Below are 22,625 nucleotides of genomic sequence, written 5' to 3'. Positions count from 1 at the left end.
CCGGCCACCGTAGAGGCGGACGACCTGGTGGTCTCCCGTGTTCCCCGCCCCCGTACGCCACCGGTCCCTCGGGTGATGCAACAGCGCGGGCCGGGCCGACTGTTCCCGGCGCGGCTGCTTGATCTTCCGGGGAGCTGTCCCCATTGCGACAGCGGCAGCGGAGAGCCCACCGAACCGGCGTCGAGGGTGCCGTCGCCGGTGGGGCTCTGTGGTCGTCCCCACCCCGCATCCGGGCGGTCGCCCCATCCCGTCGTCCCGCACGCCCCGACCAGCCGCCATCCCGACGGCGCTCTACGAGGGCAGTCCCGCGCCCTGACGCCGGCGCTGGCTCCCCGTCGAGAACCGCCTCACCGCGAACCCGCGGCCACCAGCGTCGCGGTGAGGGGTTCGAGCTCGGTGACCAGCTCGTCGAGCTCGGCGGGGGACAGGGCGTCGTACGGCGGGGCGGCGAGCTCGTCGGTGAGGGCCTCGATACGTTGCTTGGTCTCGCGCCCCGCGTCGGTGAACCGGCCGTCGGCGTCGACGAGCCCGCGCCCGCGCAAGCCGTCCATGACCGCTACCAGCCGCTCCTTCGGCAGATGATGGATGCGCCCGAACGACTCCGGCGGGTGGATGCCCATCTCCAGCGCGCTGAGCACGTGGGCCTCCGCGCCGCCGATGCGCGCGCCGACGAGCGCGGCCACGTGCCCGTCGCCGCGGTGCTCGCGCAGCATGGTCGCGGAATGCCACAGCCGCGCGACCGGGTCGCCCGGCACCGGCAGGGAGCGCATCCCGGCGTACATCACCCGGCCTTCCGTGGGCGCGTTCGTCGCGGCTTTGGTGGTCAGGTCGGCGGCGCGCACCAGGCCCGGGGAGCGGGCGAGTTCGGCGCCGAGGATCCGCCGCAGGGAGGCCGCGCTGCCCCGCTCCCGCGCGGCGACGGACGCCTCGGGCGGGATCGTCTCCCACGCGCTCGGGATGTGCCGCGCGGCCTCCCCGTCGGCGAAGTTGTAGAAGGCCGCGTGCACGACCTGTGCGGGAACCCGCCCCAGCGGCGCGGCCCGGCTGGCGAAGTAGCCGTCCCAGTAGGTGCGGTGGCCGAGCGCGGCCAGCTCCTCGTTGCACTCGTCGGCGAAGAAGGTGACCAGGCAGATCGGTTCCAGGAGCTCGAACATGCGGCGGGCGGTGTGCGTCATGGCCGACATCATGCCCGCGAGGTGTACGAGGAACCGTGTCGCCGTATGGGCCTGGGCGCAGAGGTGGGTGGGTCTGGACCCACTTCATGGCTGACCTGGGAGGCATCGGGCTCCGTGCCGTGCAGAGTGGAGTCACCGGGCCGGACCGGCCGGGGGTGATGAAGCCGAGGGAAGAGTCATGAGACAGGTCGTGTCGTGGGCCGCGGGTGCCTGCACGGGGTTCGTGCGGGCATGCGCGGTGGTGGGCGTCAGCATGCTGGTCCCGGCGGTGTGGGCCGCCGCCGTGGCGCTGGGCATCTGGTGGGGCGCGGGAAACCCGTGGTCGTGGCTCGCGCCGGTGGTGTTGGTGACGGTGGGGTCGCTCGCCCTTTCCCGTCCGGTCTGCCGGATCTTCCGCTATCTCGTCGCGCGGTGGACGGCCACCGTCGTTCCCGCCGGGTACCGGCAGGCCGAGCCGGTGGTGCGGATGTCCACCGGGTACTGGTGGAACGGCTTCTCCTATGAGCGCACCCGCCGCGACGCCCTCATGGACCAGCGGTGGCGGATCTGGCGGAGCGACCCGGCCAACTGGCGTGACCTGCGCTTCACGGGGATCGTGCCGTTCACCGCGGGCCTGGTCGCGGCCGTCCCGCCCGCCGGTGCCGCGGTGGCAATCCTGGGGTTCGGCCAACCGGCCATCGGCGCACGCCTTTTCGGGGCGCTCGGCCTGGTCGTGGCCCTCGGGAGCGCTCCGTACGCCTGGCGGGTCGTCGAGCCGGTGACCGTACGCTTCCTGCGGCCGTCGGCCGCGATGGTCCTCGCGGACCGGGTGGACGAGCTGACGGCGCAGCGGGCGGACACGACGGTCGCGCAGGCCGCCGAGATCCGCCGGATCGAGCGGGACCTGCACGACGGGGCTCAGGCCCGCCTGGTCGCGCTCGGGCTCTCCCTTGCGACCGCGGAGAAGCTGATGGAGAGCGACCCCGAGCAGGCCAGGGCGCTGATGCGGGAGGCACGGGTGGGCGCCACGACGTCCCTGACCGAGCTGCGCGAACTGGTCAGGGGCATCACCCCGCCGGTGCTCAACGACCGAGGCCTCATCGACGCCGTACGCGCCCTCGCCCTGGACTGCCCGGTCGAAGCGACGGTCAGTTCCGACGTCCGGCTGCGGCTCGACCCGCCCATCGAGTCCGCCGTGTACTTCGGGATCGCCGAACTGCTCACCAACGCGGTCAAGCACGCCCGGGCAACCCGGGCACGGATCGCCGTCGCGTGGGACGGCACCGGCCTCGTCGTCGACGTCGAGGACGACGGTCGGGGCGGGGCGAACGCGCGCGTCGGCGGTGGACTGGCGGGGCTGCGCCGCCGGCTCGCGGTCTTCGACGGCACCCTGGAGATCACCAGCCCGGCAGGCGGGCCGACCCGCGTGAGAATAGTGGTGCCATGCGAATCGTTGTAGCCGAAGACCTCTACCTCCTGCGCGACGGAATGGTCCGCCTGATCGAGGCGTGCGGACACCAGGTGGTGGCCACGGCGGGAACCGGTCCCGAGACGCTCGACGCGCTCCTGACCTGGCGCCCGGACGTCGCCGTCGTCGACGTGCGGATGCCGCCGACCCAGACCGACGAGGGCCTGCGGGCGGCCATCGCCGCACGCGCCGAACTGCCCGGTCTGCCGGTCCTGATCCTCTCCCAGTACGTCGAACAGCTCTACGCCCGGGAGCTGTTGGCCGACGGCACCGGCGGCATCGGCTACTTCCTCAAGGAGAGCGTGTTCGACGCCGACCAGTTCATCGATGCCCTGGAACGCGTCGCCGCGGGTGGAACCGCCATGGACCCGGCCGTCATCGCGAAGCTGCTGTCCAGCGGGTCGTCCGGCCGGCTGCTCGAACGGCTCACCGAACGCGAGCACTCCGTGCTCGGTCTCATGGCCGAAGGGCTGTCCAACCAGGCCATCGCCCGGCGGCTCTTCCTGAGCGACAGCGCCATCAGCAAGTACACGACGTCCCTGTTCGGCAAGCTCGGCATCACCGATGACGACAACAACAACCGGCGGGTCCTCGCCGTCCTCACCTATCTGAACAATCCCTGACGGGCAGCGAGAAAAGAGGGGCCGGCGGGCAGAAGAGAGGAAACAGAGCCGCCCGCGCACCACCGATCAGGGAGAGCGCCCCTCATGACGAGTCGGAAGAGCACCGCCGAGCCCGTGGAGGATGGAACCGTCGACGAGGGCGCGCCCTGGACGCGGGGCCTCCACGGCGACACGGGATACCTGCTCTACCGTCTGGGCCTGCGCTCGGGCCAGCTCTTCAACGCGGTGCTCCAGAGATCCGGCCTGCGCCTGCGCCACTACGCACTGCTGCGCCATCTGGCCACCGTGGAGGGTGCGGCGCAGCGGGAGCTGAGCCAGGAGCTCGGTCACGACCCCAGCGCGATCGTCGGCCTGGTCGACGACCTGGAACGTCTCGGCTTCGTCGAACGCCGCCCCGCCCCCGACGACCGACGCCGTCGCATCGTCGTCCTCGCCCCCGCGGGCCACGACTTCCTGCGCGCATCGCACGAGGCGGCCCGCGGCGTCACCGACGAACTCCTGTCGGCACTCGGCCCGGAGGAACGCGAGACGCTGCACGGGCTGTTGTCGCGCATGGCTCATACGGGTGACGGCCCATCTCCCGCAACTCGTGGAGCACGGTACGGAGGTAGCGTTCGATGAAGTCCTGGAACTCCGGCTCCGATCCGGGCAGGCTGCGCAGCGCTCTCTGCACAGTGATGCGGTGCAGTTCCGAGGCAGCCGTTGCGGGCCCCTCGTGCCGGGCCGCCCAGAGCTGGAGCAGGGCGTGCGCCGCCGAGACCTCCTCGCCACCCCTCATCCAGGAGATGCCCCCACGCTGCTCGCTCCAGCCAGGAACGGGGCGGCCGTTCCCCCTCGAACGGCCGCCCCGTTCCGCGCGTTCAGGTCATGGGCGTGGGGGCAGCTCCGCCCGCACCTCGCGTGCCGCCGCGACCAGGTTCTCCAGGGAGGCCCGGGTCTCGGGCCAGCCCCGGGTCTTGAGGCCGCAGTCCGGGTTCACCCACAGCCGGTCGGCGGGGATGGCCTCAAGTCCCTTGCGCAGCAGGGCCGCTGCCTCCTGTGTGCTCGGGACGCGCGGGGAGTGGATGTCGTAGACGCCCGGCCCCGCCTCGCGCGGATAGCCGTGCTCCGCCAGCTCGCGGGCCACCTGCATGTGCGAGCGGGCGGCCTCCAGGCTGATGACGTCGGCGTCGAGGTCGTCGATGGCCTGGACGATGTCGCCGAACTCGGCGTAGCACATGTGGGTGTGGATCTGCGTGTCCGGCCGTACGCCGCTGGTGGTCAGGCGGAAGGATTCCGTGGCCCAGTCGAGGTAGTCGGTGTGTTCGGCGGCGCGCAGGGGGAGCGTCTCGCGCAGTGCGGGCTCGTCGACCTGGATGACCGAAGTGCCCGCGGTCTCCAGGTCGTTGACCTCGTCGCGCAGGGCGAGGGCGACCTGGCGCGCCGTGTCGCCGAGCGGCTGGTCGTCGCGGACGAAGGACCAGGCGAGCATGGTGACGGGACCGGTGAGCATGCCCTTCACGGGGCGGTCGGTGAGGGAGTTGGCGTACGAGGTCCAGCGCACCGTCATCGGCTCGGGCCGGGAGATGTCGCCCGCGAGGACCGGCGGGCGCACATAGCGCGTGCCGTACGACTGGACCCAGCCGTGCTGCGTGGCGAGATAGCCGGTGAGCTGCTCGGCGAAGTGCTGGACCATGTCGTTGCGTTCGGGTTCTCCGTGCACCAGGACGTCGATGCCCGCCTTCTCCTGGAAGGTGAGGACGTCGCGGATCTCCGAGCGGATGCGCTCCTCGTAGCCGTGCGTGTCGATGCGGCCCGCTCTCAAGTCGGCCCGAGCGGTGCGCAGTTCGGTGGTCTGTGGGAATGAGCCGATGGTCGTCGTGGGCAGTTGGGGCAGTCCAAGGCGCGCTCGCTGGGCCGCCGCGCGCTCCGGGTAGGCGTGGGCGCGCCGGGCATCGGACGCGGTGACGGCGGCGACGCGGGAGCGTACCGCCGGGTCGTGGGTGAGGGATGACCCCGAGCGGGACGCCAGGTCGGCCCGGTTGGCGGACAGTTCGGCGGTGATGGCGCCCGTGCCCTGGGCGAGGCCACGGGCCAGTGTGGCGATCTCGGTGGTCTTCTGGCGGGCGAAGGCCAGCCAGCGGGCGACCTGCGGGTCGATGTCCCGCTCGGCGGTGGAGTCCAGCGGGACGTGAAGCAGCGAGCAGGATGCGGAGACGTCGACCCGGTCGGCGAGACCCAGGAGCGTGCCCAGCGTGGCCAGGGACTTCTCCAGGTCGTTGATCCAGATGTTCCGGCCGTTGACGACGCCCGCGACCAGACGCCTGCCGGGCAGCCCGCCGACGGCGGCGAGGTCCTGGAGCTGGCCGGCGGCGGCCTCCGTGAAGTCCAGGGCGAGTCCCTCGACCGGCGCCTTGGCGAGCACGGGCAGTGCGTCGCCGAGCCGGCCGAAATAGGAGGCGACCAGGAGCTGAGGGCGGTCGCTGAGGGCACCCAGGTCGCGATAGGCGCGGGCGGCGGCGTTGAGTTCCGCCGGGGTGCGGTCCTGGACCAGGGCGGGCTCGTCCAACTGCACCCACTCGGCGCCCGCGGCCCGCAGATCGGCGAGGACCTCGGCGTACACGGGCAGCAGCCGGTCGAGGAGCGTGAGCGGCTCGAAGTCGGCGGCAACGCCGGGCGCGGGCTTGGCGAGCAGCAGATAGGTCACCGGGCCGACAAGGACCGGGCGCGCGGCGAGGCCCAGGGCGACGGCCTCCTTGAGCTCGGCGACCTGCTTGGCGGAGTCGGCGGTGAAGACGGTGTCGGGACCGAGCTCCGGCACGAGGTAGTGGTAGTTGGTGTCGAACCACTTGGTCATCTCGAGCGGCGCCACGTCCTGGGTACCGCGGGCCATCGCGAAGTACCCGTCGAGCGCGTCGGTGTCGACGGCCTCGCGGTGCCGTTGCGGGACGGCACCGACCATGACGCTGGCGTCCAGGACGTGGTCGTAGTACGAGAAGTCGCCCGTCGGCACTTCATGGATGCCCGCGTCGGCGAGCTGCCGCCAGGTGGACCGGCGCAGCATCGCCGCGGTCTCCCGGAGGGCGTCGGCGCTGACGCGGCCCTTCCAGTAGCCCTCGATAGCCTTCTTCAGCTCCCGGTCGGGGCCCTGGCGGGGGTAGCCGTACACGGTGGCCCGTGCTGCCGCGGCTGCGGACTTCGCTGTCACGGAAATCTCCTTCGCGAGATGACTCCTGAGAATCCCGGGGACGGGACACGGACGCGAAGGGATGACGGACCGGGCGGACCGGACGCGCGCCACCGGCGCGGTGCTCCACCTGATCTGTACGCCGACCCGCCCACGAGGTCACCGGGATGTCCGCACATGAGGGATCACGTACGGGCAACGGGCAGGTCTTCGGACTCGCGGGCACACCTGCCGAGGCAGGTTCCTACTGACCGTCGCTTCCCGGGTCCGCGACGGACCCAGTGCGTATGACGGCGGTCGTTCCCACTCACCGCTGCGGGGCAGTCCCGGATTTCCACCGGGTTCCCTCTTGCGACGCGTCTGCCTGGCGGGCAGGGCGAACCAGCTGCACACATCAGGCTAGAGGGTGGATCGGCGTCTTGGGCAGTACTGATCACATTCCGGACCGTGAGGTGAGACACGGAGCCACCCGGCGGTGGGGGCACCGACCGGAGGTCTTATTGCATATTGGTTGCAACTACACTTCACAGGCAGAAAGTCTGTGGGTGGAGGAGACGCCGGTGGCAACGGGGCGCATTGTGCTGGGGATCGAGTCGTCCTGCGACGAGACCGGAGCGGGGATCGTCGCGCAGGGGCGGCTGCTCGCCCATGCGGTGGCGTCCAGCATGGACGAGCACGCCCGGTTCGGCGGCGTGGTCCCCGAGATCGCCGCACGAGCGCATCTGCACTCCTTCGCCCCGGTCGTCCAAAACGCCCTCGACCAGGCGGACCTGAAGCTCTCCGACATCGGAGCGGTGGCGGTCACCACGGGTCCCGGCCTGTCCGGCGCGCTGCAGGTCGGCCTCGCGGGGGCGAAGACCCTCGCGTACGCGCTCGACGTCCCGTTGTACGGGGTGCACCACTTGGCCGGGCATGTCGCCGCCGACACGCTGGAGCACGGCCCGCTGCCCGATCCCTGCGTGGTCCTGATCGTCTCCGGCGGGCACACCTCGCTGCTGCTCGTCAGGGACCTGGCCCGTGATCCGATCGTGCACCTGGGGGACACCTTGGACGACGCGGCGGGCGAGTGCTTCGACAAGGTCGCCCGCGTCCTTGGCCTGCCCTACCCGGGCGGCCCCGCCATCGACCGTGCGGCCCGCAGCGGCGACCCGCGTGCGGTGGCCTTCCCGCGCCCGCTCACCGGACCGAAGGACGACCTGTACGCCTTCTCCTTCTCCGGACTCAAGACGGCAGCCGCGCGCTGGGCCGAGGGGCACGCGGGGCGCGAACTGCCGGTGGCCGACGGCGCGGCCTCGCTCCAGGAGGCCGTCGCGGACGTACTGACCCGCAAGGCGCTGGCCGCCTGCCGGGATCACGGCGTCCGCACCCTCGTCGTGGTCGGCGGTGTCGCCGCGAACTCGCGGGTGCGTGCGCTCACCGAGGAGCGGTGCGCGGCCGAAGGCGTACGGCTGCGCGTGCCCCCGATGACCCTGTGCACGGACAACGGCGCGATGATCGCCGCCGTCGGCGACCTGCTCGTACGGGCCGGGGCCGAGCCCGCGCCCTGGGACATGTCGATCGACCCGTCCGCCCCTCTGACGTACGCGGCCCTGCGGCCGGGGGCGGCCGCGGCGAGGGCCGCCTGATGGCGGCGGAAGTCCGGCTTCTGCGCGGCGATCAACTCCTCGCGCACGGCGCCGCCTTGCGCACCGTCTACGCCGAAGCCTTCCGCGTGCCGCCCTGGCACGAGGACGAGGAGAGAGTGGCGGAATTCATGGTCCGGCTCGGCGACGACATACGGCGTCCCGGGTTCACCTCGGCGATCGCCCTGGAAGGGGCGGACGTCGTCGGATTCACCACCGGGTGGACCACGCCCGACCCTTTTCCCGCCGACCGCTGCTATCCGCAGGCGGCGGCCGGACTCGGCGCCGAGCGCGCCCGGTCGTGGCTGTGCGGGGCCCGTGAGATAGACGAACTCGCCATGCGGCCCACGGCGCAGGGCGCCGGGATCGGGGCCGTCCTGCTGGCGGCGATGGCCGCCGGTGCTCCCAACGGCCGCGTCTGGCTGCTCACTTCGGTCCGGTCGGCGCAGGCCATGGGCTTCTACGAGCGCCAGGGCTGGACCCAGGCGACCCACCCCTCGCCAGACGGCAAAGGCGTCGTCGTCTTCCTCGGGCCCCGCCACCCCGCCCGGACGCTCGCGGTGCCGCGCGGCGGAGAAGTGGCGGCCGCCCGCGAAGTGTGGCCCGTGCCAGGGGTGCACGGGCCGATGCACAGGGGCTGACCAGGGGCGTACGCCCCTGGTCGGGTGCGCTCGCGCGTGCCACAGGTGGGGCGACCCCACAAGTTGTCAGGAAACTCGGATGCGCACTATGGTCACCACGCCTTGGTGCTCGGGAAATCCGGTGTGATGCCGGTGCGGCCCTCGCCACTGTGATCGGGAAGTCCGGCTCCAGCCCTCGCGGCAGCCACTGGGTGCACACGCACCCGGGAAGGCGGAGTCCGGTCGGTACGACCCGTCAGCCAGGAGACCGGCCAAGGCACGTTGTCCATCCACGAGGTGCTGGAGAGGGTCTGCTTAGCCATGCACATTGCCGAGGGTTTCCTCCCACCGGCGCACGCGATCGCCTGGGGCGTAGCGTCCGCGCCGTTCGTCGTCCACGGAGTCCGCTCCCTGACCCGTGAGGTCAAGGAGCACCCTGAGAGCACTCTGCTCCTGGGCGCCTCCGGAGCCTTCACTTTTGTCCTTTCCGCACTGAAAATCCCTTCCGTCACAGGTAGTTGCTCGCACCCGACGGGCACCGGGCTCGGCGCGATCCTGTTCCGGCCGCCGATCATGACGGTGCTCGGCACCATCACGCTGCTGTTCCAGGCCCTGCTGCTCGCCCACGGCGGTCTCACCACGCTCGGCGCCAACGTCTTCTCCATGGCGATCGTCGGGCCATGGGCCGGATACGCCGTCTACCGCCTCCTGAAGCGGTTCGACGCGCCGCTCATGGTCGCCGTGTTCTTCGGCGCGTTCGTCGCCGACCTCTCCACGTACTGCGTCACCAGCGTCCAGCTCGCCCTGGCCTTCCCGGACCCCAGCAGCGGATTCATCGGCGCCCTGGGCAAGTTCGGCGGCATCTTCGCCGTCACGCAGATCCCCCTCGCCGTCAGCGAGGGACTGCTCACGGTCCTGGTGATGCGGCTGCTCGTGCAGTCCAGCAAGGGCGAGCTCACGCGGCTCGGCGTCCTGCTGCAGGGCAAGAAGGCGGACGCGAAGTCCGAGAAGACGGACACCAAGACGGAGTCGGGGGCCAGCGCCTGATGAGCCGGAACGCGAAGATCAACACCCTGCTCCTCGTCATCGTCGCCGCACTCGCGGTGCTGCCGTTGGCGCTCGGCCTCGGCGACGACAAGAAGGAGCCGTTCACCGGGGCCGACTCCCAGGCCGAGACCGCGATCACCGAGATCGAGCCGGACTACAAGCCCTGGTTCTCACCGCTGTACGAACCCCCCTCCGGGGAGATCGAGTCGGCGCTCTTCGCGCTGCAGGCGGCGCTGGGCGCGGGCGTCCTCGCGTACTACTTCGGTCTGCGCAAGGGACGCCGTCAGGGCGCGGAGATCGCGCTGGCGAAGGAAGCCCCCGCGAAGAAGACCGCGGAAGGAACCGCCGAACGGACCGAGGGACGGACCGCCGACGCGGACAGCACCCGGGCCGAGACCGAGCAGGTCTGATCCCGCGTGCTGCCCATTGACGCGGCGGCGCACAGCAGTCCCTGGCGCCGCCGCCACCCCGTGGACAAAGCCGTGCTCGGGCTCGGCCTCACTGTCCTTGCCGTCTCCCTGCCGCCCTGGCCGGGCGCCGCCCTCGTACTCGTCGCCGCGCTCGCCGTGCTGCTCGGACCGGCGGGTGTGCCGCCCCGCAAACTGTGGCGCGCCTACCGCGTACCGCTCGGCTTCTGCGTCACCGGCGCCCTGACCCTGATCGTCCAACTCGGCGGGCCCGAAGGGTTCGTCACGCTCGCCGACGGCGGCCCCGCGAGAGCGGGCGGTCTGCTCCTGCGCACGTCGGCGGCCTCGCTCGGCGTCCTGCTTTTCGCCTTCACCACACCCATGTCGGACCTGCTGCCCCGCCTGGTGAAGGCGGGCGTGCCGGCGCCCGTCGTCGACGTGGCCCTCGTCATGTACCGGATGAGCTTCCTGCTCCTGGACTCCATGAGCCGTATTCGGCAGGCGCAGGCCGCGCGGCTCGGCCACACCACCCGCGCCGCGACTTGGCGTTCCCTCGGCGGTCTTGGGGCCACCGCGTTCGTGCGGGCCTTCGACCGGGCCACCCGGCTGCAGGCCGGGCTCGCCGGACGCGGGTACGACGGAACCCTGCGGGTGCTCGTGCCGGAGGCCCGGATCTCCCGGCGCTTCGTGGCCGCGAGCGCGGTCCTCCTCACGGGCCTCGCGGCCCTCACCCTCGTACTGAAATGGCTCCTTCCATGAAGGCTTCCTCCCTGAGCGAGCCGCGCGCCTCCAGTGATCCGGGCGGGTCCCTGGTCGCTCTGCGTGCCGCTTCCTACGCGTACGAAGACGGGCCCACCGTGCTCAGCGGCCTGGACTTCGACGTCACCGAAGGGCGCGCCCTCGCGCTGCTCGGGCGCAACGGCAGCGGCAAGACCACCCTCATGCGGCTGCTGAGCGGCGGACTCCGGCCGGACCGGGGCGGGTTGACCGTCGGGGGAGCCCCGGTGACGTACGACCGCAAGAGCCTCACCCGGCTGCGTACGACCGTTCAACTGGTGGTCCAGGACCCGGATGACCAGTTGTTCGCCGCCTCGGTCGAACAGGACGTGTCCTTCGGGCCGTTGAACCTGGGGCTGCCGGACGGTGAGGTGCGGGCCCGGGTCGCCGAGGCGCTCGCCGCGCTCGACATCAGCGCCCTGGCGGACCGCCCCACGCATCTGCTCTCCTACGGCCAGCGGAAACGGACGGCCATCGCGGGCGCTGTGGCGATGCGCCCCCGCGTCCTGATTCTCGACGAGCCGACCGCGGGGCTCGACCCCGACGGCCAGGAGCGCCTCCTGACCACTCTGCAAGGCCTGCGGGACGCGGGGACGACCGTGGTCATGGCCACCCATGACGTGGATCTGGCCCTGCGCTGGGCCGACGACGCGGCCCTGCTGACTCCCTCCGGGGTGCGTACGGGGCCGGTCGTGGAGATGCTCGCCCAGCGGGACCTCCTGGGGCAGGCGGGGCTCCGCCTGCCCTGGGGGATCGCGGTCACGGAGCTGCTGCGGACGAAGGGCCTGCTGACCGGGGCGGGCGACGGGCCGCGCACCCCCGAGGAGTTGGCCGCCCTCGCGGCGGCCCCGGCGATGCCCGGCGCGTCAGGCGGCTGACCAGGGCGCAGACCTGCTCCGTCCGCTCAGCCGAACCGCAGGATCCGCGGGGCGAAGGTGCCCTCGGGCCCTGCGGCGCGGCCGACCGACCACACCGTCTCCGTGCCCGGCACCGGCGCAAGCCGCTGCATCGAGGAGTCGCCCTCCCCGGGCACCGCGGGTTCGTCGTACGCGGTGAACGACTGACCGTTCCAGGCAAGGAAGTCCGGCCCGGGGACGAGCGGCGGACTGCTGCCCGGCGGGCCCCACTTCAGCGAGCGGGCCACCGATACCCAGCCCAGCTTTCCGGAGTCGGCGGCCGACAGGGACGAGATGTAGCCGAAGTCGGTGGGCATGGTCACCCGGCTCCACTCCGTCCCGTCCCAGCGCATGAGCAGCGGCGGGATCGGCTTGCCCGGCGGGCCCCCGACGAAGCCTGCCGTGCCGCCCGCCCACACCTCCGTCGGCGAGACCGCCAGCACGCTGGCCACGGCCGCCCGCGGGAATCCGTCCACGACCGTCTGCTGCCATGCCTGCCCGTCCCAGTGCGACACGGTCGCGCCCGAGCCGCTGGAGCCGGCGGCCCAGACGTCGTCGCCCGCCACGATGTCCAGGCCGCTCACGTACCCCGGCGGCGCCGGAACGTCCTGCCACGCGCGCCGGTCCCAGCGCAGCAGCACCTGCACGCCGTCCCGCGAACCAATCAGCCAGGTCTCACCGCCGCCGGCGACGACCTTGTCAAGGACGACACCGCGCGGCGCCCGGCTCTCCTTCCAAGCACTGCCGTCGAAGCGGAGCAGGCGGGAGCCGCCCGCCGAGTCGCGGCCGACCGCCCAGACCGCGGTCGGCGAGGTCCCGGCGACCGACACAAGGTCGCCCTGCCAGCCGATCCCGGGCAGGCTCTGGCGCTGCCACGCCGTGCCGTTCCAGCGCAGCACCAGCGGGAAGCCCGGCGCCTCACGGCCGACGGCGTCGGCGCCCACCGCCCACGCCCGGTCCGGCCCGAACGCCACGGCTTCGTTCAGCCCGGCCTGCGGGCGTACCTGCGCCGGGACCGGAACGTGCTGCCAGGACCCGGGTTCCGCCGTCGCCGAGCTCACGGCGGCGATGACGGCCAGGACGACGGCGAGCGCCGCGACGAGAAGTCTGCGTGCCATGGTCAGCCTCCCAGCCGCTCGCTCATCAGGTTCGCCTTCGAGCCGTAGATCTCGACGGTCCCGAAGGACAGCAGTGCGGGCCCGGCCCTCGTCAGGGCACTCGGTTTGACGAGGATCGCGTTCGTGCGCTCCGGGCCGTAGGAGAAGGTGGTGCGGCGGCCGTCCACCCGCGCGTACTTCGACTGGAACGCGCGGTCGCTGCGCACCGGAAGCCACAGCGCGCCGTCCGGGCCGCGCACCATGCCCTCCGTATAGGTGTCGCCAAGCGCCGGGTCAGTGGTGCGCCAGGCCTGCCCGTTCCACGTCATCAGATAGGTGCGGGACACGCCGTCGGTGTACTGGCTGCCGCCGATCGTGGCCCGGCCGTTCGGTTCGAGCAGGATCGTGTGGATGTTGCTGTTGGCCGGCAGCGGCACCTTCGCGTCCCGCCATGCCGTGCCGTCCCAGCGCAGGACGGCGGTCCCGGTGTCGGTGTCCGCCCAGGCCCAGGCGTCGGTGGCCGTGCGCGCGGTGATCCCCATCAGGTAGCGCACGCCGTCCGGGGTGGACTGTTCTGCCCAGCCGGAACCGTCGTAGTGCAACACCTTCAGGCCGGTCTCGTCCTCACCGACCACCCAGGCGGCACCCGGTACGGCGGCGAAGTCCTGGTAGGTCCACAGGGTCTGCGGCAGCGGGACGGTGCTCCATCCTCCTGTCGCCGACCGGCGCAGGATCTCCCCTTCACCGGCGCGGTTGTGGAAGATCCACGTTTCCTTGCCGACGAACTGCACCCCCCTGAGGTAGCCCGGCTCGGCGGTGCCGGGGAAGGTCGTGTCCCGGCTCCACGCCTTGCCGTCCCACCGGTACAGGAGCGGCCGCTGCCCGTCGGCGGCCTGCTCGTAGCCGGTGGCCCACGCCTCGCCAGGACCGCGGGCCGCGAGGTCGAGCACAGTCACCGGCGGGGTGGCCGCGGGCACCGGCAGCGCCGACCAGCTCGGTGCCACGGGCGCGGCTCGTGCCACGGCGGCGGCGGGCGACACCACCGCGGTACACGCGAGCACAAGAGAGACAAGGACCGCACGGAGACCGTTCACGAGACCCCCCAGTACGCGAAGGCCGCTCACCTTAGGGGCATGCACCCGCCCGTGGATAGACGGGTACATGCCAATCTGGCATTCGTCTTCGGGTGCCGACTCCTCACGAGCCGACGTTGCATGGTCATGCGAAGTGATGCATACTCTTCCTATGTCCAAGGTCCTCACCTCCCTCCCCACCGGCGAGCGCGTCGGCATTGCCTTCTCCGGCGGTCTCGACACCTCCGTCGCCGTCGCCTGGATGCGTGACAAGGGCGCCGTCCCCTGCACGTACACCGCCGACATCGGCCAGTACGACGAGCCCGACATCGCCTCCGTGCCCGGCCGCGCCTCGGCGTACGGCGCCGAGATCACCCGGCTCGTCGACTGCCGTGAAGCGCTGGTCGAGGAAGGGCTCGCGGCCCTCGCCTGCGGCGCCTTCCACATCAGGTCGGGCGGGCGCCCGTACTTCAACACCACGCCGCTGGGCCGCGCCGTCACCGGCACGCTCCTGGTGCGGGCCATGCTCGAGGACGGGGTGCAGATCTGGGGCGACGGCTCCACGTTCAAGGGCAACGACATCGAGCGGTTCTACCGCTACGGGCTGCTCGCCAACCCGCACCTGCGGATCTACAAGCCCTGGCTGGACGCGGACTTCGTCACGGAGCTCGGCGGCCGCAAGGAGATGTCGGAGTGGCTGCTCGCGCACGAGCTGCCCTACCGGGACTCGACGGAGAAGGCGTACTCCACGGACGCCAACATCTGGGGCGCCACACACGAGGCCAAGACGCTCGAGCACCTCGACACCGGGCTCGAGACGGTCGAGCCGATCATGGGCGTGCGGTTCTGGGACCCCTCGGTGGAGATCGACACGGAGGACGTGACGATCGGCTTCGACCAGGGTCGCCCGGTCACGATCAACGGCAAGGAATTCGCCTCCGCGGTCGACCTCGTCATGGAGGCCAACGCGATCGGCGGCCGGCACGGTCTCGGCATGTCCGACCAGATCGAGAACCGGATCATCGAGGCCAAGAGCCGTGGCATCTACGAGGCGCCCGGCATGGCGCTCCTGCACATCGCCTACGAGCGCCTGGTCAACGCGATCCACAACGAGGACACGCTGGCCGCGTACCACAACGAGGGCCGGCGCCTCGGCCGGCTGATGTACGAGGGCCGCTGGCTCGACCCGCAGGCGCTGATGATCCGCGAGTCGCTGCAGCGCTGGGTCGGCACGGCGGTCACCGGCGAGGTGACGCTGCGGCTGCGGCGCGGCGAGGACTACTCGATCCTCGACACCACGGGCCCGGCGTTCAGCTACCACCCGGACAAGCTCTCCATGGAGCGGACCGAGGACTCGGCGTTCGGCCCGGTGGACCGCATCGGCCAGCTCACCATGCGGAACCTCGACATCGCCGACTCCCGTGCGCGCCTCGAGCAGTACGCGGGCCTCGGCCTGGTCGGCTCCGGCCACCCCACGCCGATCGGTGCGGCGCAGGCGGCCTCGACCGGCCTGATCGGCGCGATGGACGGCGGCGGCGCCGAGGCGATCGCCTCGCGCGGCGAGACCACGGACGAAGAGTCCATGCTGGACCGCGCCGCGATGGAGTCCGGCACGGACTGACACGGCTCACCGGTCGTACGTGCCGTCGGCCGCGCGTGCCTCTGGTCGTACGTACCTGAACGGCGGGCCCCGGCGGATTCGATCCGCCGGGGCCCGCCGTCGTCGTGGGTTCGCGGGTCAGGAAGCGGCAGCCGTGCGGTCGGCGCGGACCACGCCGAAGGCGTCCGCCATCCGCAGCCCCGCCTCCGGGTCGCCGCTGACCTCGATGACCTGGGCGCTGAGCGCGTCCTCCAGCGGCAGGGAGCCCACGCCCAGCTGAAGAAAGGTGCCCAGGTCGGTGACGATCGTCGCGACGGCGTCCGGGGCGGGGCCGAGGTCCATCTCGACGGTTCCGTCGTCGACGCGGGCGTGGAAGACCAGGTCGCCGACCACGAACTCGTAGGTCTCGCGTATGCCGAGAGCGTGGTCGGGGCGGAACGTGGCACCGACGGCTCCGACGATGCCGTGGCGTCCGCCGGTGGCCTCGGGGTGCGCGCCGAGGATGGCCACCACCCGTGCGGCGGCCGCGAGTTCACCCTCCAGCTTCGCCAGGCCACGGGCGACGGCGTCCTCGATGTCCACGAGGCGGGCGCCGATGGCGAGGAACGAACCGAGGTCGGTGGTGATGGCGCAGACGGGGTCTGTGGCGCTGCCGTTCTGGATGTCGAGCGCGCCGTCGTCGACGCGGAGGTGGAACGTGTCGCCGTCCACCCGGAACTCGTATGTCTCCCGTACGCCACTGGCCTCTTCGGGCCGGAAGCTGGCGCGCAGGCAGCCGAGCACCCAGCTCAGCCGGAAGGTGTCGCCGGGCCGGGGTGAGGTCGGCAGCCGCATGCCCCAGCGGGTCAGCTCGTCGAGCACCGGACGCATGGCGGTGCCGAGTTCGGTCAGTTCGTAGACCGCCGATGACGCCGGGGGCGGCAGTTTGACCTGGCTGAGGATGCCCGCCTTGCGCAGCGCGCGCAGCCGCTCGGCCAGGACGTTCGGGCCGATGCCGGGCAGACCCGTGACGAGGTCGGTGTAGCGCCGGGGGCCCAGCAGTAGTTCGCGCACGATCAGCAGGGACCACCGGCCGCCGACGACGTCCAGGGCTCGGGCCGCCGGACAGGACTGGTCATAGCTGCGTGTCATGCGGGCCGGGCCGCCTTCCCCATTGATAGCAGGCACTTAGGTTTTCTATAGTACCGATCAACTCGCGGGTCACGTCGGTCTGTTGAGTCGCACTGGGGGGTGACTGTCCCATGCGGCGCACCATGAGATAAGACAGCGTGCGGGAACGGGAACTCCGGCCGGGAGTACGGGACATGGAACAACGGGGGAACAGAGCGGCATGAGCGGTGACCACGGCGACGAGCGGGGCAGCGGCGACGGCGGCAACGGCGGTGACGGCGGTGACGGCGGCGGAGGCATAGAGCCGCTGGCGCCGGGCGACCCGCGTCGGATAGGCCCCTACCCGCTGCTGGGACGGCTGGGATCCGGCGGCATGGGCCGGGTCTACCTGGCCCGCTCCGAAGGCGGCCGTACGGTCGCCGTGAAGGTGGTGCACGAAGAGCACACCTCCAACGGGGAGTTCAGGGCCCGGTTCCGCCGGGAGATCGAGGCGGCGCGGCGCGTCGGCGGGCGCTTCACGGCGCCGGTGCTCGACGCGGACCCGGACGCCGCACGGCCCTGGGTGGCCACCGGTTACGTGCCGGGCCCCTCCCTGGAGCAGGCGCTCCTGACGTACGGTCCGCTGCCCGCCTCCTCGGTGCACGCGCTGGCCGACGGGTTGCTGCGGGCGCTGCAGGGCATCCACGGCGCCGGAATCGTGCACCGGGACCTGAAGCCGTCCAACGTGCTGCTCACCGTCGCGGGCCCGAAGGTCATCGACTTCGGCATCGCGCGGGCGCTACAGGTCTCGGTGGAGTCGATGCTCACCAGCACGGGCATGGTCATCGGCTCGCCCGGCTTCATGGCGCCCGAGCAGATCCTGGGCGAGGAGACGGGCGCACCGGCCGACGTCTTCGCGCTCGGCTGCGTCCTGATGTACGCGGCGACGGGGCAACTGCCCTTCGGGCACGGCGCGAGCAACCAGCACGCGGTGATGTACCGCATCGTCGAGGGCGCGCCCGACCTGACCCGCATCGAGGACGAGCCGCTGCGCACGTTCATCGCCCGCTGCCTGACCAAGGCTCCCGCTGAACGCCCCGGCGTGGACGAGCTGTTGGCCGACCCGGAGCGGCCGCGCCCCTCGGGAGCGGAGAGCGCCGCGTGGCTGCCGCCCGCTCTGGTGGCCCGTCTCGCGCAGGACGCGGCGAGGCTGCTGGACGTGGAGGCACCGGAGGCGCCGGAGGATCCGGAGGGACCGGAGGCCTCAAGCGCGTCGGAGGTTGCAGCGGCATCGGAACCCGCAGAGGCGCCGGAGGCCGCGAAGGCCTCGGAGCCCGCCAAGGCGTCGGATGTCGCGACCTTCGGGCTGCGGGCGGCGCCGAAGCCGCAAGCCGATGCCAATGCCGATGCCGATGCCGATGCGCCCGAGTCACGTGAGAAGGCGGAACCGGCAGTCATCGCTCCGGCCACGGCCGCGCCCGTCCCCGATCGCACCCACCGGCGCACCCGCAGAAACTGGGCCGTGGCAGTCGCCGTCATCGCCGTAGTGGCATCCGGCGGAACCGTGGCCCTGCTCGACGGAAAGGACGGCGCCCAGGGCGCCCCAGGCGCCGACGGCGCACCTCCCGGCGCCGACAACTCCCCGACGGCTCCCACGCCTTCGGGGTCCAAGGGCTCTGACGGCAAGGGCAAGGACCGTAAGGACGGAAAGGACGGAAAGGAGAAGGGCAAGGGCAAGGACGACGACTCCTCGCGCGGCAAGGACGGCGACCCCTCCGACGGCGCCGGCAGCGATGAGCAGGCCTCGGACGACGACGCCGCTTCCACCGGGAAGGGCGGGGGCGGGGACCCCGAAGCGCCCTCGGGCGGCGGGAGTTCGGGCTCCGGCGGCTCGTCGGGATCCGGCTCGGGCTCGGGCTCGGGAGCCGGTTCCGGTTCGGGCTCCGGCGCCTCCGGCAACGGCGTCCCGCAGGGCTTCACCGGCACCTGGGCCCTCAACTCGCCGTACGTCCAGCAGCCGCAGAAGGTGATCATCTACCGGGTCGCGCCGGGCGGCCGAGCCGTCAAGCTCATCACCGATTCGGGCAGCGGCGGGCACTGCGAGAACGTGGCCAAGCTGGTGTCCGTGACGGACGGCGGTAAGCGCATCAACATCGGCACCGCCTACCTGGACGAGGGGCGCTCGAGCCAGATCGTGTGCGGGGACATGGACCCCTCCTACTTCACCCTCGACGAGCCGAGCGGCATCCGCCACAACGTCGGACCCTCCCACGGCGACGGCTACCACTACGACCGCGGCTGAGTCCGCACGATTCCCGAAGCGTCAAATGTCTCAAAGAGTCACGTGTCTCAATGGGTCACGTGTCTCAATGAGACGTCTTGAGGAGTACAGTCGAGGACAGAGGGGGACATCAGGCGCACAGTACGCAGAACGAGAAGAGGCATCCCAGATGTCAGCGCAAGAGAACCCCGGCATGCCCGCCGAGATGAAGGCCGTCCAGTACCGCAGCGTCGGCGCCGCCCCCGAGGTGGTCACCGTCCCGCGTCCCGAGCCGGGCCCCGGCCAGGTACTCCTGAAGGTCACGGCGGCGGGCGTCTGTCACTCCGACATCGCCGTGATGAGCTGGCCCGCGGAGGCGCTGCCCTTCCCGCTGCCGCTCACCCTCGGCCACGAGGGCGCGGGGACCGTCGCCGCGCTGGGTGAGGGCGTCACCGGCTTCGAGGTCGGCGACTCCGTGGCCGTCTACGGACCGTGGGGCTGCGGAGCCTGCCTGATGTGCGCGCAGGGCAAGGAGAACTACTGCACGCGCGCCGCGGAGCTTGGCATCCTCCCGCCCGGACTCGGGGCGCCCGGTGCCATCGCCGAGTACATGATCGTGGACGACGCGCGCCATCTGGTCCCGCTGGGCGGCCTTGACCCGGTGACCGCCGTGCCGCTCACCGACGCGGGCCTGACCCCGTACCACGCCATCAAGGCCTCCCTGCCCAAGCTGACGCCCGGCAGCACCGTCGTGGTCATCGGCACCGGTGGCCTGGGGCACGTCGCCATCCAGTTGCTGCGCGCGCTGACCCCGGCCCGGGTGATCGCCCTGGATGTCACCGACGGAAAGCTGCGACTGGCCCACCAGGTCGGCGCCCACGAGACCGTCCTGTCGGACGAGCACGCGGCGGCGAAGGTCCGTGAGCTGACCGGCGGCCTCGGCGCACAGGCGGTGTTCGACTTCGTCGGCGCACCGCCCACCGTCGCCACGGCGACCGCCTGCGCGGCGGTGGAGGCGGACGTGACCATCGTGGGCATCGGCGGCGGAGCCGCGTCCGTCGGCTTCGGCGCGACCCCCTACGACGCGGCGGTCCGCGCCCCGTACTGGGGCAGCAGGTCCGAGCTGATCGAGGTCCTCGACCTGGCCCGTTCCGGTGCGATCGACGTCCATGTGGAGACGTACGCACTGGACGACGCCCCCAAGGCGTACGAGCACCTGCACGAGGGCCGGATCAACGGCCGCGCGGTCATCCTGCCCAACGGCTGACCGGTACGCGCACCGACGTGGGGCCCGAGGCTTTTCGCCTCGGGCCCCACGTCGTGCCGTTCCGGATGTTCTAGATGCGCAACAGTCGTTCCGTGGCTTCCCGGTACTGCCGCAGCGCGAGGCGCAGTTCTTCCGTGTGCGCTTCGGTGTCGTGGCCCTGCCAGCCCTCGCGCAGGGTGCGCCGTCGTTCCGTGAGGGTTTCGGTCAGGTGCCTGACGGCGTCGTCGAAGAGGCCGTCGGCCTCCTCCACCGCCTGGCGCGGGCTGTCCACGAACGTGCTGAGTGCCTGCTGGAGGCGCAGCCCGAGTTTGTCCCGCTCATCCTGCGCGAGCAGTACGGGACCGGATTCGGAGCCGGGTCCGGCGGCGTGCGCGGGGGAGCCGGTGGCCGGGGAGCCGGCGGCGGGGGAGCGGTTCGCGGCGTGCGCGGGAGCAGGGGCCGGAGCGGGTGTGCCGCTGCCCATGGCCGGGTCGCGGGGTGTGCCGCTACCGACTGCCGGGTCGCGGGGTGTGCCGCTACCGAATGCAGGGTCGCGCGGCGTGCCGCTGCCCATGCCCTGTTCGCGTGGTGTTTCGCGGGGTGTCAGGTGCTCGGCGTCCGTCATGATGTGCCACTTCCCTTCGCGTGACGTCGGGGCAGTGCCCACGGCGTGTGGCCGCGGTCGGCGGTGGAGTGCCCGCCGTTCCGGCTGGAGTCGACCGTGTGCTCGGCGACCAACGCCTCGAAGAGGCGACGGGCGTCGACCATGGCCTCGCGCATTTCCTCGGTGCCGCCCTGCCCGCGGGTCGCCGTGTGCACGGCGCGGTATCCGTGGACGGAGTGGGCGTGGTGGACGGAGAGCGCGGCCATCTGCTCGTCGAAGCGCTCACCGTCGGGGAAGCCCCGGTCCCTGGCCAGTCGGGCGAGCAGTGCGTCGGCCTCGGCCACGGCCTGCTGCGGTGATTCGACGAACTGCTCCTGGACGCCGGCCCACTGGGCGACGTAGCGCTCGCGCGCCCCGGGCGGCAGCGGCTCGGGCTTGACGGAGCCGTGGAGTCGTACGCGCTCGCGGAGCTCCTGTTCGGCTGCCCGTACGTCGCCGTCGTGCCGGGCGACGGTGTGGTCGTACTCGGGCCCGAAGCGGCGCTTCAGGCTGCCTCCGCCGCCCCGGGCTCGCCGCAGTCCGACGAAGAGGACGACGGCTGCCGCGATGACGACCACGGCGATGATGACGGCGGTGATCATGGCTGCCTCCCTTGATGTCGTGGTCCGTTCAGCTTTTCTCGTGTTTCGTTCGGCGCCGAAGCCGGCCGATGGGCACCCACGCGACGCGGGCACCGATCGGGGCGTCTGTGATCAGCGGTCGAACGACTGCTTCCGGGTTCGCATGGCGGCCGAGTACCCCCATGTCCGGCAATCAGTCGGACGAGGGGCACTTCACGAGCGTTCGCCGGAGCGCCGGGACGAGCCGACCGGCACTCAGGAGGCGCCGAAGGTGCGCCGGTAGGCCTCGGGCGGCAGACCCGTGACCCGCGTGAAGTGCCGCCGGAGCGTGGCGGAGGTCCCCATGCCCGTACGGGCCGCGATCCGCTCGATGCTCTCGTCGCCCGACTCCAGCAACTCCTGTGCCAGCCGCACCCGTTGGCTGAGCAGCCAGCGCAGCGGCGCCGTACCGGTGACGGCATGGAAGTGCCGGGACAGATTGCGGCTGCTCATCCCGGCCTGTCGGGCCAGGTCCTCGATGGTGAGGGGCTGTTCGAGGCGGCCAAGGACCCAGGGCAGCAGATCGGCCAGCGGGTGGTCGCGCCCGTGCGCCACCGGTGCCGGGATGAACTGCGCCTGGCCGCCGTCCCGGTGGGGCGGGGTCACGAGCCGCCGGGCCAGTGCGTTGGCCACCGTCGCCCCGTGGTCGGCGCGGACGAGGTGCAGACACAGGTCCATGCCCGCGGCCTTGCCCGCCGAAGTGAGCACGCTGCCCTCGTCGGTGAAGAGGACGTCGGGGTCGACCGTGACCCGGGGATGGAGCCTGGCGAGCCGCTCGGCGTGGGCCCAGTGCGTGGTGGCCCGGCGGCCGTCGAGGAGTCCGGCGGCGGCGAGGACGAAGGCGCCGGTGCACAGCGAGACGATCCGGGAGCCTGCCGCGTGGGCGGTGCGCAGGGCCTCGATCAAGTCGCCCGGCGGCTGCGTGCCGATGTCGCGCCAGGCCGGGACGATCACCGTCTGCGCGGCGGCGACGGCCTCCAGGCCGTGGGCCGTCTCGGCGCGGAGCCAGTCCCCGACGCGTGTGCCGTTCGCGCCGCACACGGTGAACGAGTACCAGGACCCGGCCAGATCGGAGTGGTCCGAGCCGAAGACCTCGAAGGCCGCCGCGGCCTCGAAAAGCATGCTGCCCTCGGGAAGTGCCATCGCCACGGTCCTCATGTCCGAAACTGTACGCCCCTCGTCATTCCGGCCACTGGTGGGGCGTGGTCCGGACGCGG

The 22,625-nt window shown here is 71.9% G+C and carries 20 protein-coding genes and 2 riboswitches; of the genes, 12 read left to right on the top strand and 8 right to left on the bottom strand.

Going from position 1 to position 22,625, the window contains the following annotated elements; translation table 11 throughout:
• Positions 1-347: 347 nt before the first annotated feature.
• Complete coding sequence (locus AB0E78_RS13280; protein ID WP_361831481.1) at positions 348-1,175, bottom strand: MarR family transcriptional regulator; 828 nt, start codon at positions 1,173-1,175, stop codon at positions 348-350.
• A 178-nt stretch (positions 1,176-1,353) separates the two neighbouring features.
• Here AB0E78_RS13280 and AB0E78_RS13275 point away from each other — a divergent pair, with 178 nt between their 5' ends.
• From AB0E78_RS13275 to AB0E78_RS13265, 3 genes are all read left to right on the top strand, one after another.
• On the top strand, positions 1,354-2,613 hold the full coding sequence (locus tag AB0E78_RS13275; RefSeq protein WP_361831479.1) for a sensor histidine kinase: 1,260 nt from the start codon (positions 1,354-1,356) through the stop codon (positions 2,611-2,613).
• Positions 2,598-3,245 carry a response regulator transcription factor gene (locus AB0E78_RS13270; protein WP_361831477.1) on the top strand — a complete coding sequence of 216 codons (648 nt, stop codon included), beginning with the start codon at positions 2,598-2,600 and terminating at the stop codon, positions 3,243-3,245. Before AB0E78_RS13275 ends, AB0E78_RS13270 begins: the two co-directional genes overlap by 16 nt.
• An 84-nt stretch (positions 3,246-3,329) precedes the next feature.
• Positions 3,330-3,866: a MarR family winged helix-turn-helix transcriptional regulator gene (locus AB0E78_RS13265; RefSeq protein WP_361831475.1), complete on the top strand. Its 537-nt coding sequence runs from the start codon at positions 3,330-3,332 to the stop codon at positions 3,864-3,866.
• 244 nt (positions 3,867-4,110) lie between these two features.
• Here AB0E78_RS13265 and metE read toward each other — a convergent pair whose 3' ends face one another.
• Positions 4,111-6,432, bottom strand: a complete 2,322-nt coding sequence (metE, locus tag AB0E78_RS13260) for a 5-methyltetrahydropteroyltriglutamate--homocysteine S-methyltransferase (protein ID WP_361831473.1) — start codon at positions 6,430-6,432, stop codon at positions 4,111-4,113.
• Between the two features lie 162 nt (positions 6,433-6,594).
• A riboswitch (cobalamin riboswitch) is annotated at positions 6,595-6,812 on the bottom strand.
• 159 nt (positions 6,813-6,971) lie between these two features.
• On the opposite strand from metE, the gene tsaD reads away from it, so the two are divergent.
• The 6 genes from tsaD to AB0E78_RS13230 all read left to right on the top strand — a co-directional run bounded on the left by tsaD (position 6,972) and on the right by AB0E78_RS13230 (position 11,762).
• Positions 6,972-8,036 (top strand): tRNA (adenosine(37)-N6)-threonylcarbamoyltransferase complex transferase subunit TsaD, encoded by a 1,065-nt coding sequence (gene tsaD, locus AB0E78_RS13255; protein WP_361831471.1) that lies wholly within the window; start codon positions 6,972-6,974, stop codon positions 8,034-8,036.
• A complete protein-coding gene (locus tag AB0E78_RS13250) occupies positions 8,036-8,674 on the top strand; it encodes a GNAT family N-acetyltransferase (protein WP_361831469.1) in 639 nt (212 codons plus the stop codon). The genes tsaD and AB0E78_RS13250 overlap by 1 nt, the downstream gene beginning before the upstream one ends.
• 72 nt (positions 8,675-8,746) lie before the next feature.
• A riboswitch (cobalamin riboswitch) is annotated at positions 8,747-8,945 on the top strand.
• Positions 8,946-8,974: 29 nt separating this feature from the next.
• The gene (locus AB0E78_RS13245) at positions 8,975-9,700 is read left to right on the top strand and encodes an energy-coupling factor ABC transporter permease (RefSeq protein WP_361831467.1); all 726 of its coding nucleotides are present in this window, start codon (positions 8,975-8,977) and stop codon (positions 9,698-9,700) included.
• Positions 9,700-10,110 (top strand): energy-coupling factor ABC transporter substrate-binding protein, encoded by a 411-nt coding sequence (locus AB0E78_RS13240; RefSeq protein ID WP_361831465.1) that lies wholly within the window; start codon positions 9,700-9,702, stop codon positions 10,108-10,110. Before AB0E78_RS13245 ends, AB0E78_RS13240 begins: the two co-directional genes overlap by 1 nt.
• 6 nt (positions 10,111-10,116) lie before the next feature.
• Positions 10,117-10,866 carry a cobalt ECF transporter T component CbiQ gene (gene cbiQ, locus AB0E78_RS13235; RefSeq protein ID WP_361831463.1) on the top strand — a complete coding sequence of 250 codons (750 nt, stop codon included), beginning with the start codon at positions 10,117-10,119 and terminating at the stop codon, positions 10,864-10,866.
• The gene (locus tag AB0E78_RS13230) at positions 10,863-11,762 is read left to right on the top strand and encodes an ATP-binding cassette domain-containing protein (RefSeq protein WP_361831461.1); all 900 of its coding nucleotides are present in this window, start codon (positions 10,863-10,865) and stop codon (positions 11,760-11,762) included. The genes cbiQ and AB0E78_RS13230 overlap by 4 nt, the downstream gene beginning before the upstream one ends.
• A 26-nt stretch (positions 11,763-11,788) precedes the next feature.
• On the opposite strand, the gene AB0E78_RS13225 is transcribed toward AB0E78_RS13230, so the two are convergent.
• Positions 11,789-12,898 (bottom strand): hypothetical protein, encoded by a 1,110-nt coding sequence (locus AB0E78_RS13225; protein WP_361831459.1) that lies wholly within the window; start codon positions 12,896-12,898, stop codon positions 11,789-11,791.
• Between the two features lie 2 nt (positions 12,899-12,900).
• A complete protein-coding gene (locus tag AB0E78_RS13220) occupies positions 12,901-13,971 on the bottom strand; it encodes a hypothetical protein (protein ID WP_361831457.1) in 1,071 nt (356 codons plus the stop codon).
• Between the two features lie 151 nt (positions 13,972-14,122).
• Between AB0E78_RS13220 and argG the strand changes: the two genes are divergently transcribed.
• A complete protein-coding gene (argG, locus tag AB0E78_RS13215; RefSeq protein WP_361831455.1) occupies positions 14,123-15,571 on the top strand; it encodes an argininosuccinate synthase in 1,449 nt (482 codons plus the stop codon).
• A 117-nt stretch (positions 15,572-15,688) separates the two neighbouring features.
• Here argG and AB0E78_RS13210 read toward each other — a convergent pair whose 3' ends face one another.
• Positions 15,689-16,681, bottom strand: coding sequence for a winged helix-turn-helix transcriptional regulator (locus tag AB0E78_RS13210; RefSeq protein ID WP_361831453.1), 993 nt, complete (start codon positions 16,679-16,681; stop codon positions 15,689-15,691).
• A 199-nt stretch (positions 16,682-16,880) separates the two neighbouring features.
• On the opposite strand from AB0E78_RS13210, the gene AB0E78_RS13205 reads away from it, so the two are divergent.
• Together AB0E78_RS13205 and AB0E78_RS13200 are read left to right on the top strand one after the other, a co-directional pair.
• Complete coding sequence (locus tag AB0E78_RS13205) at positions 16,881-18,941, top strand: serine/threonine-protein kinase (protein WP_361831451.1); 2,061 nt, start codon at positions 16,881-16,883, stop codon at positions 18,939-18,941.
• Positions 18,942-19,125: 184 nt separating this feature from the next.
• Positions 19,126-20,166, top strand: coding sequence for an NAD(P)-dependent alcohol dehydrogenase (locus AB0E78_RS13200; protein ID WP_361831774.1), 1,041 nt, complete (start codon positions 19,126-19,128; stop codon positions 20,164-20,166).
• A gap of 70 nt (positions 20,167-20,236) precedes the next feature.
• Here the strand turns inward: AB0E78_RS13200 and AB0E78_RS13195 are convergent, their stop codons facing one another.
• From AB0E78_RS13195 to AB0E78_RS13185, 3 genes are all read right to left on the bottom strand, one after another.
• Positions 20,237-20,770 carry a hypothetical protein gene (locus tag AB0E78_RS13195; protein WP_361831449.1) on the bottom strand — a complete coding sequence of 178 codons (534 nt, stop codon included), beginning with the start codon at positions 20,768-20,770 and terminating at the stop codon, positions 20,237-20,239.
• Positions 20,767-21,390, bottom strand: coding sequence for a hypothetical protein (locus AB0E78_RS13190; protein WP_361831447.1), 624 nt, complete (start codon positions 21,388-21,390; stop codon positions 20,767-20,769). The genes AB0E78_RS13195 and AB0E78_RS13190 overlap by 4 nt, the downstream gene beginning before the upstream one ends.
• Positions 21,391-21,624: 234 nt before the next feature.
• Positions 21,625-22,566: a helix-turn-helix domain-containing protein gene (locus tag AB0E78_RS13185; protein ID WP_361831445.1), complete on the bottom strand. Its 942-nt coding sequence runs from the start codon at positions 22,564-22,566 to the stop codon at positions 21,625-21,627.
• Positions 22,567-22,625 lie beyond the last annotated feature (59 nt).

This window comes from Streptomyces sp. NPDC032198, assembly GCF_040636975.1.
In the GTDB taxonomy this organism is placed as follows: domain Bacteria; phylum Actinomycetota; class Actinomycetes; order Streptomycetales; family Streptomycetaceae; genus Streptomyces.
This window is presented reverse-complemented; position numbering and strand designations above follow the sequence as displayed.

What these genes read in the sequence shown, in the direction of transcription:
- AB0E78_RS13240 (WP_361831465.1), top strand. Translation starts at nt 9,700, where the DNA reads ATGAGCCGGAACGCGAAGATCAACACCCTGCTCCTCGTCATCGTCGCC.
- argG (WP_361831455.1), top strand. Translation starts at nt 14,123, where the DNA reads ATGTCCAAGGTCCTCACCTCCCTCCCCACCGGCGAGCGCGTCGGCATT.
- AB0E78_RS13195 (WP_361831449.1), bottom strand. Translation starts at nt 20,770, where the DNA reads ATGACGGACGCCGAGCACCTGACACCCCGCGAAACACCACGCGAACAG.
- AB0E78_RS13265 (WP_361831475.1), top strand. Translation starts at nt 3,330, where the DNA reads ATGACGAGTCGGAAGAGCACCGCCGAGCCCGTGGAGGATGGAACCGTC.
- AB0E78_RS13225 (WP_361831459.1), bottom strand. Translation starts at nt 12,898, where the DNA reads ATGGCACGCAGACTTCTCGTCGCGGCGCTCGCCGTCGTCCTGGCCGTC.
- AB0E78_RS13245 (WP_361831467.1), top strand. Translation starts at nt 8,975, where the DNA reads ATGCACATTGCCGAGGGTTTCCTCCCACCGGCGCACGCGATCGCCTGG.
- AB0E78_RS13250 (WP_361831469.1), top strand. Translation starts at nt 8,036, where the DNA reads ATGGCGGCGGAAGTCCGGCTTCTGCGCGGCGATCAACTCCTCGCGCAC.
- AB0E78_RS13190 (WP_361831447.1), bottom strand. Translation starts at nt 21,390, where the DNA reads ATGATCACCGCCGTCATCATCGCCGTGGTCGTCATCGCGGCAGCCGTC.
- AB0E78_RS13280 (WP_361831481.1), bottom strand. Translation starts at nt 1,175, where the DNA reads ATGACGCACACCGCCCGCCGCATGTTCGAGCTCCTGGAACCGATCTGC.
- AB0E78_RS13200 (WP_361831774.1), top strand. Translation starts at nt 19,126, where the DNA reads ATGAAGGCCGTCCAGTACCGCAGCGTCGGCGCCGCCCCCGAGGTGGTC.
- AB0E78_RS13205 (WP_361831451.1), top strand. Translation starts at nt 16,881, where the DNA reads ATGAGCGGTGACCACGGCGACGAGCGGGGCAGCGGCGACGGCGGCAAC.
- AB0E78_RS13270 (WP_361831477.1), top strand. Translation starts at nt 2,598, where the DNA reads ATGCGAATCGTTGTAGCCGAAGACCTCTACCTCCTGCGCGACGGAATG.
- AB0E78_RS13185 (WP_361831445.1), bottom strand. Translation starts at nt 22,566, where the DNA reads ATGAGGACCGTGGCGATGGCACTTCCCGAGGGCAGCATGCTTTTCGAG.
- AB0E78_RS13275 (WP_361831479.1), top strand. Translation starts at nt 1,354, where the DNA reads ATGAGACAGGTCGTGTCGTGGGCCGCGGGTGCCTGCACGGGGTTCGTG.
- AB0E78_RS13210 (WP_361831453.1), bottom strand. Translation starts at nt 16,681, where the DNA reads ATGACACGCAGCTATGACCAGTCCTGTCCGGCGGCCCGAGCCCTGGAC.
- AB0E78_RS13230 (WP_361831461.1), top strand. Translation starts at nt 10,863, where the DNA reads ATGAAGGCTTCCTCCCTGAGCGAGCCGCGCGCCTCCAGTGATCCGGGC.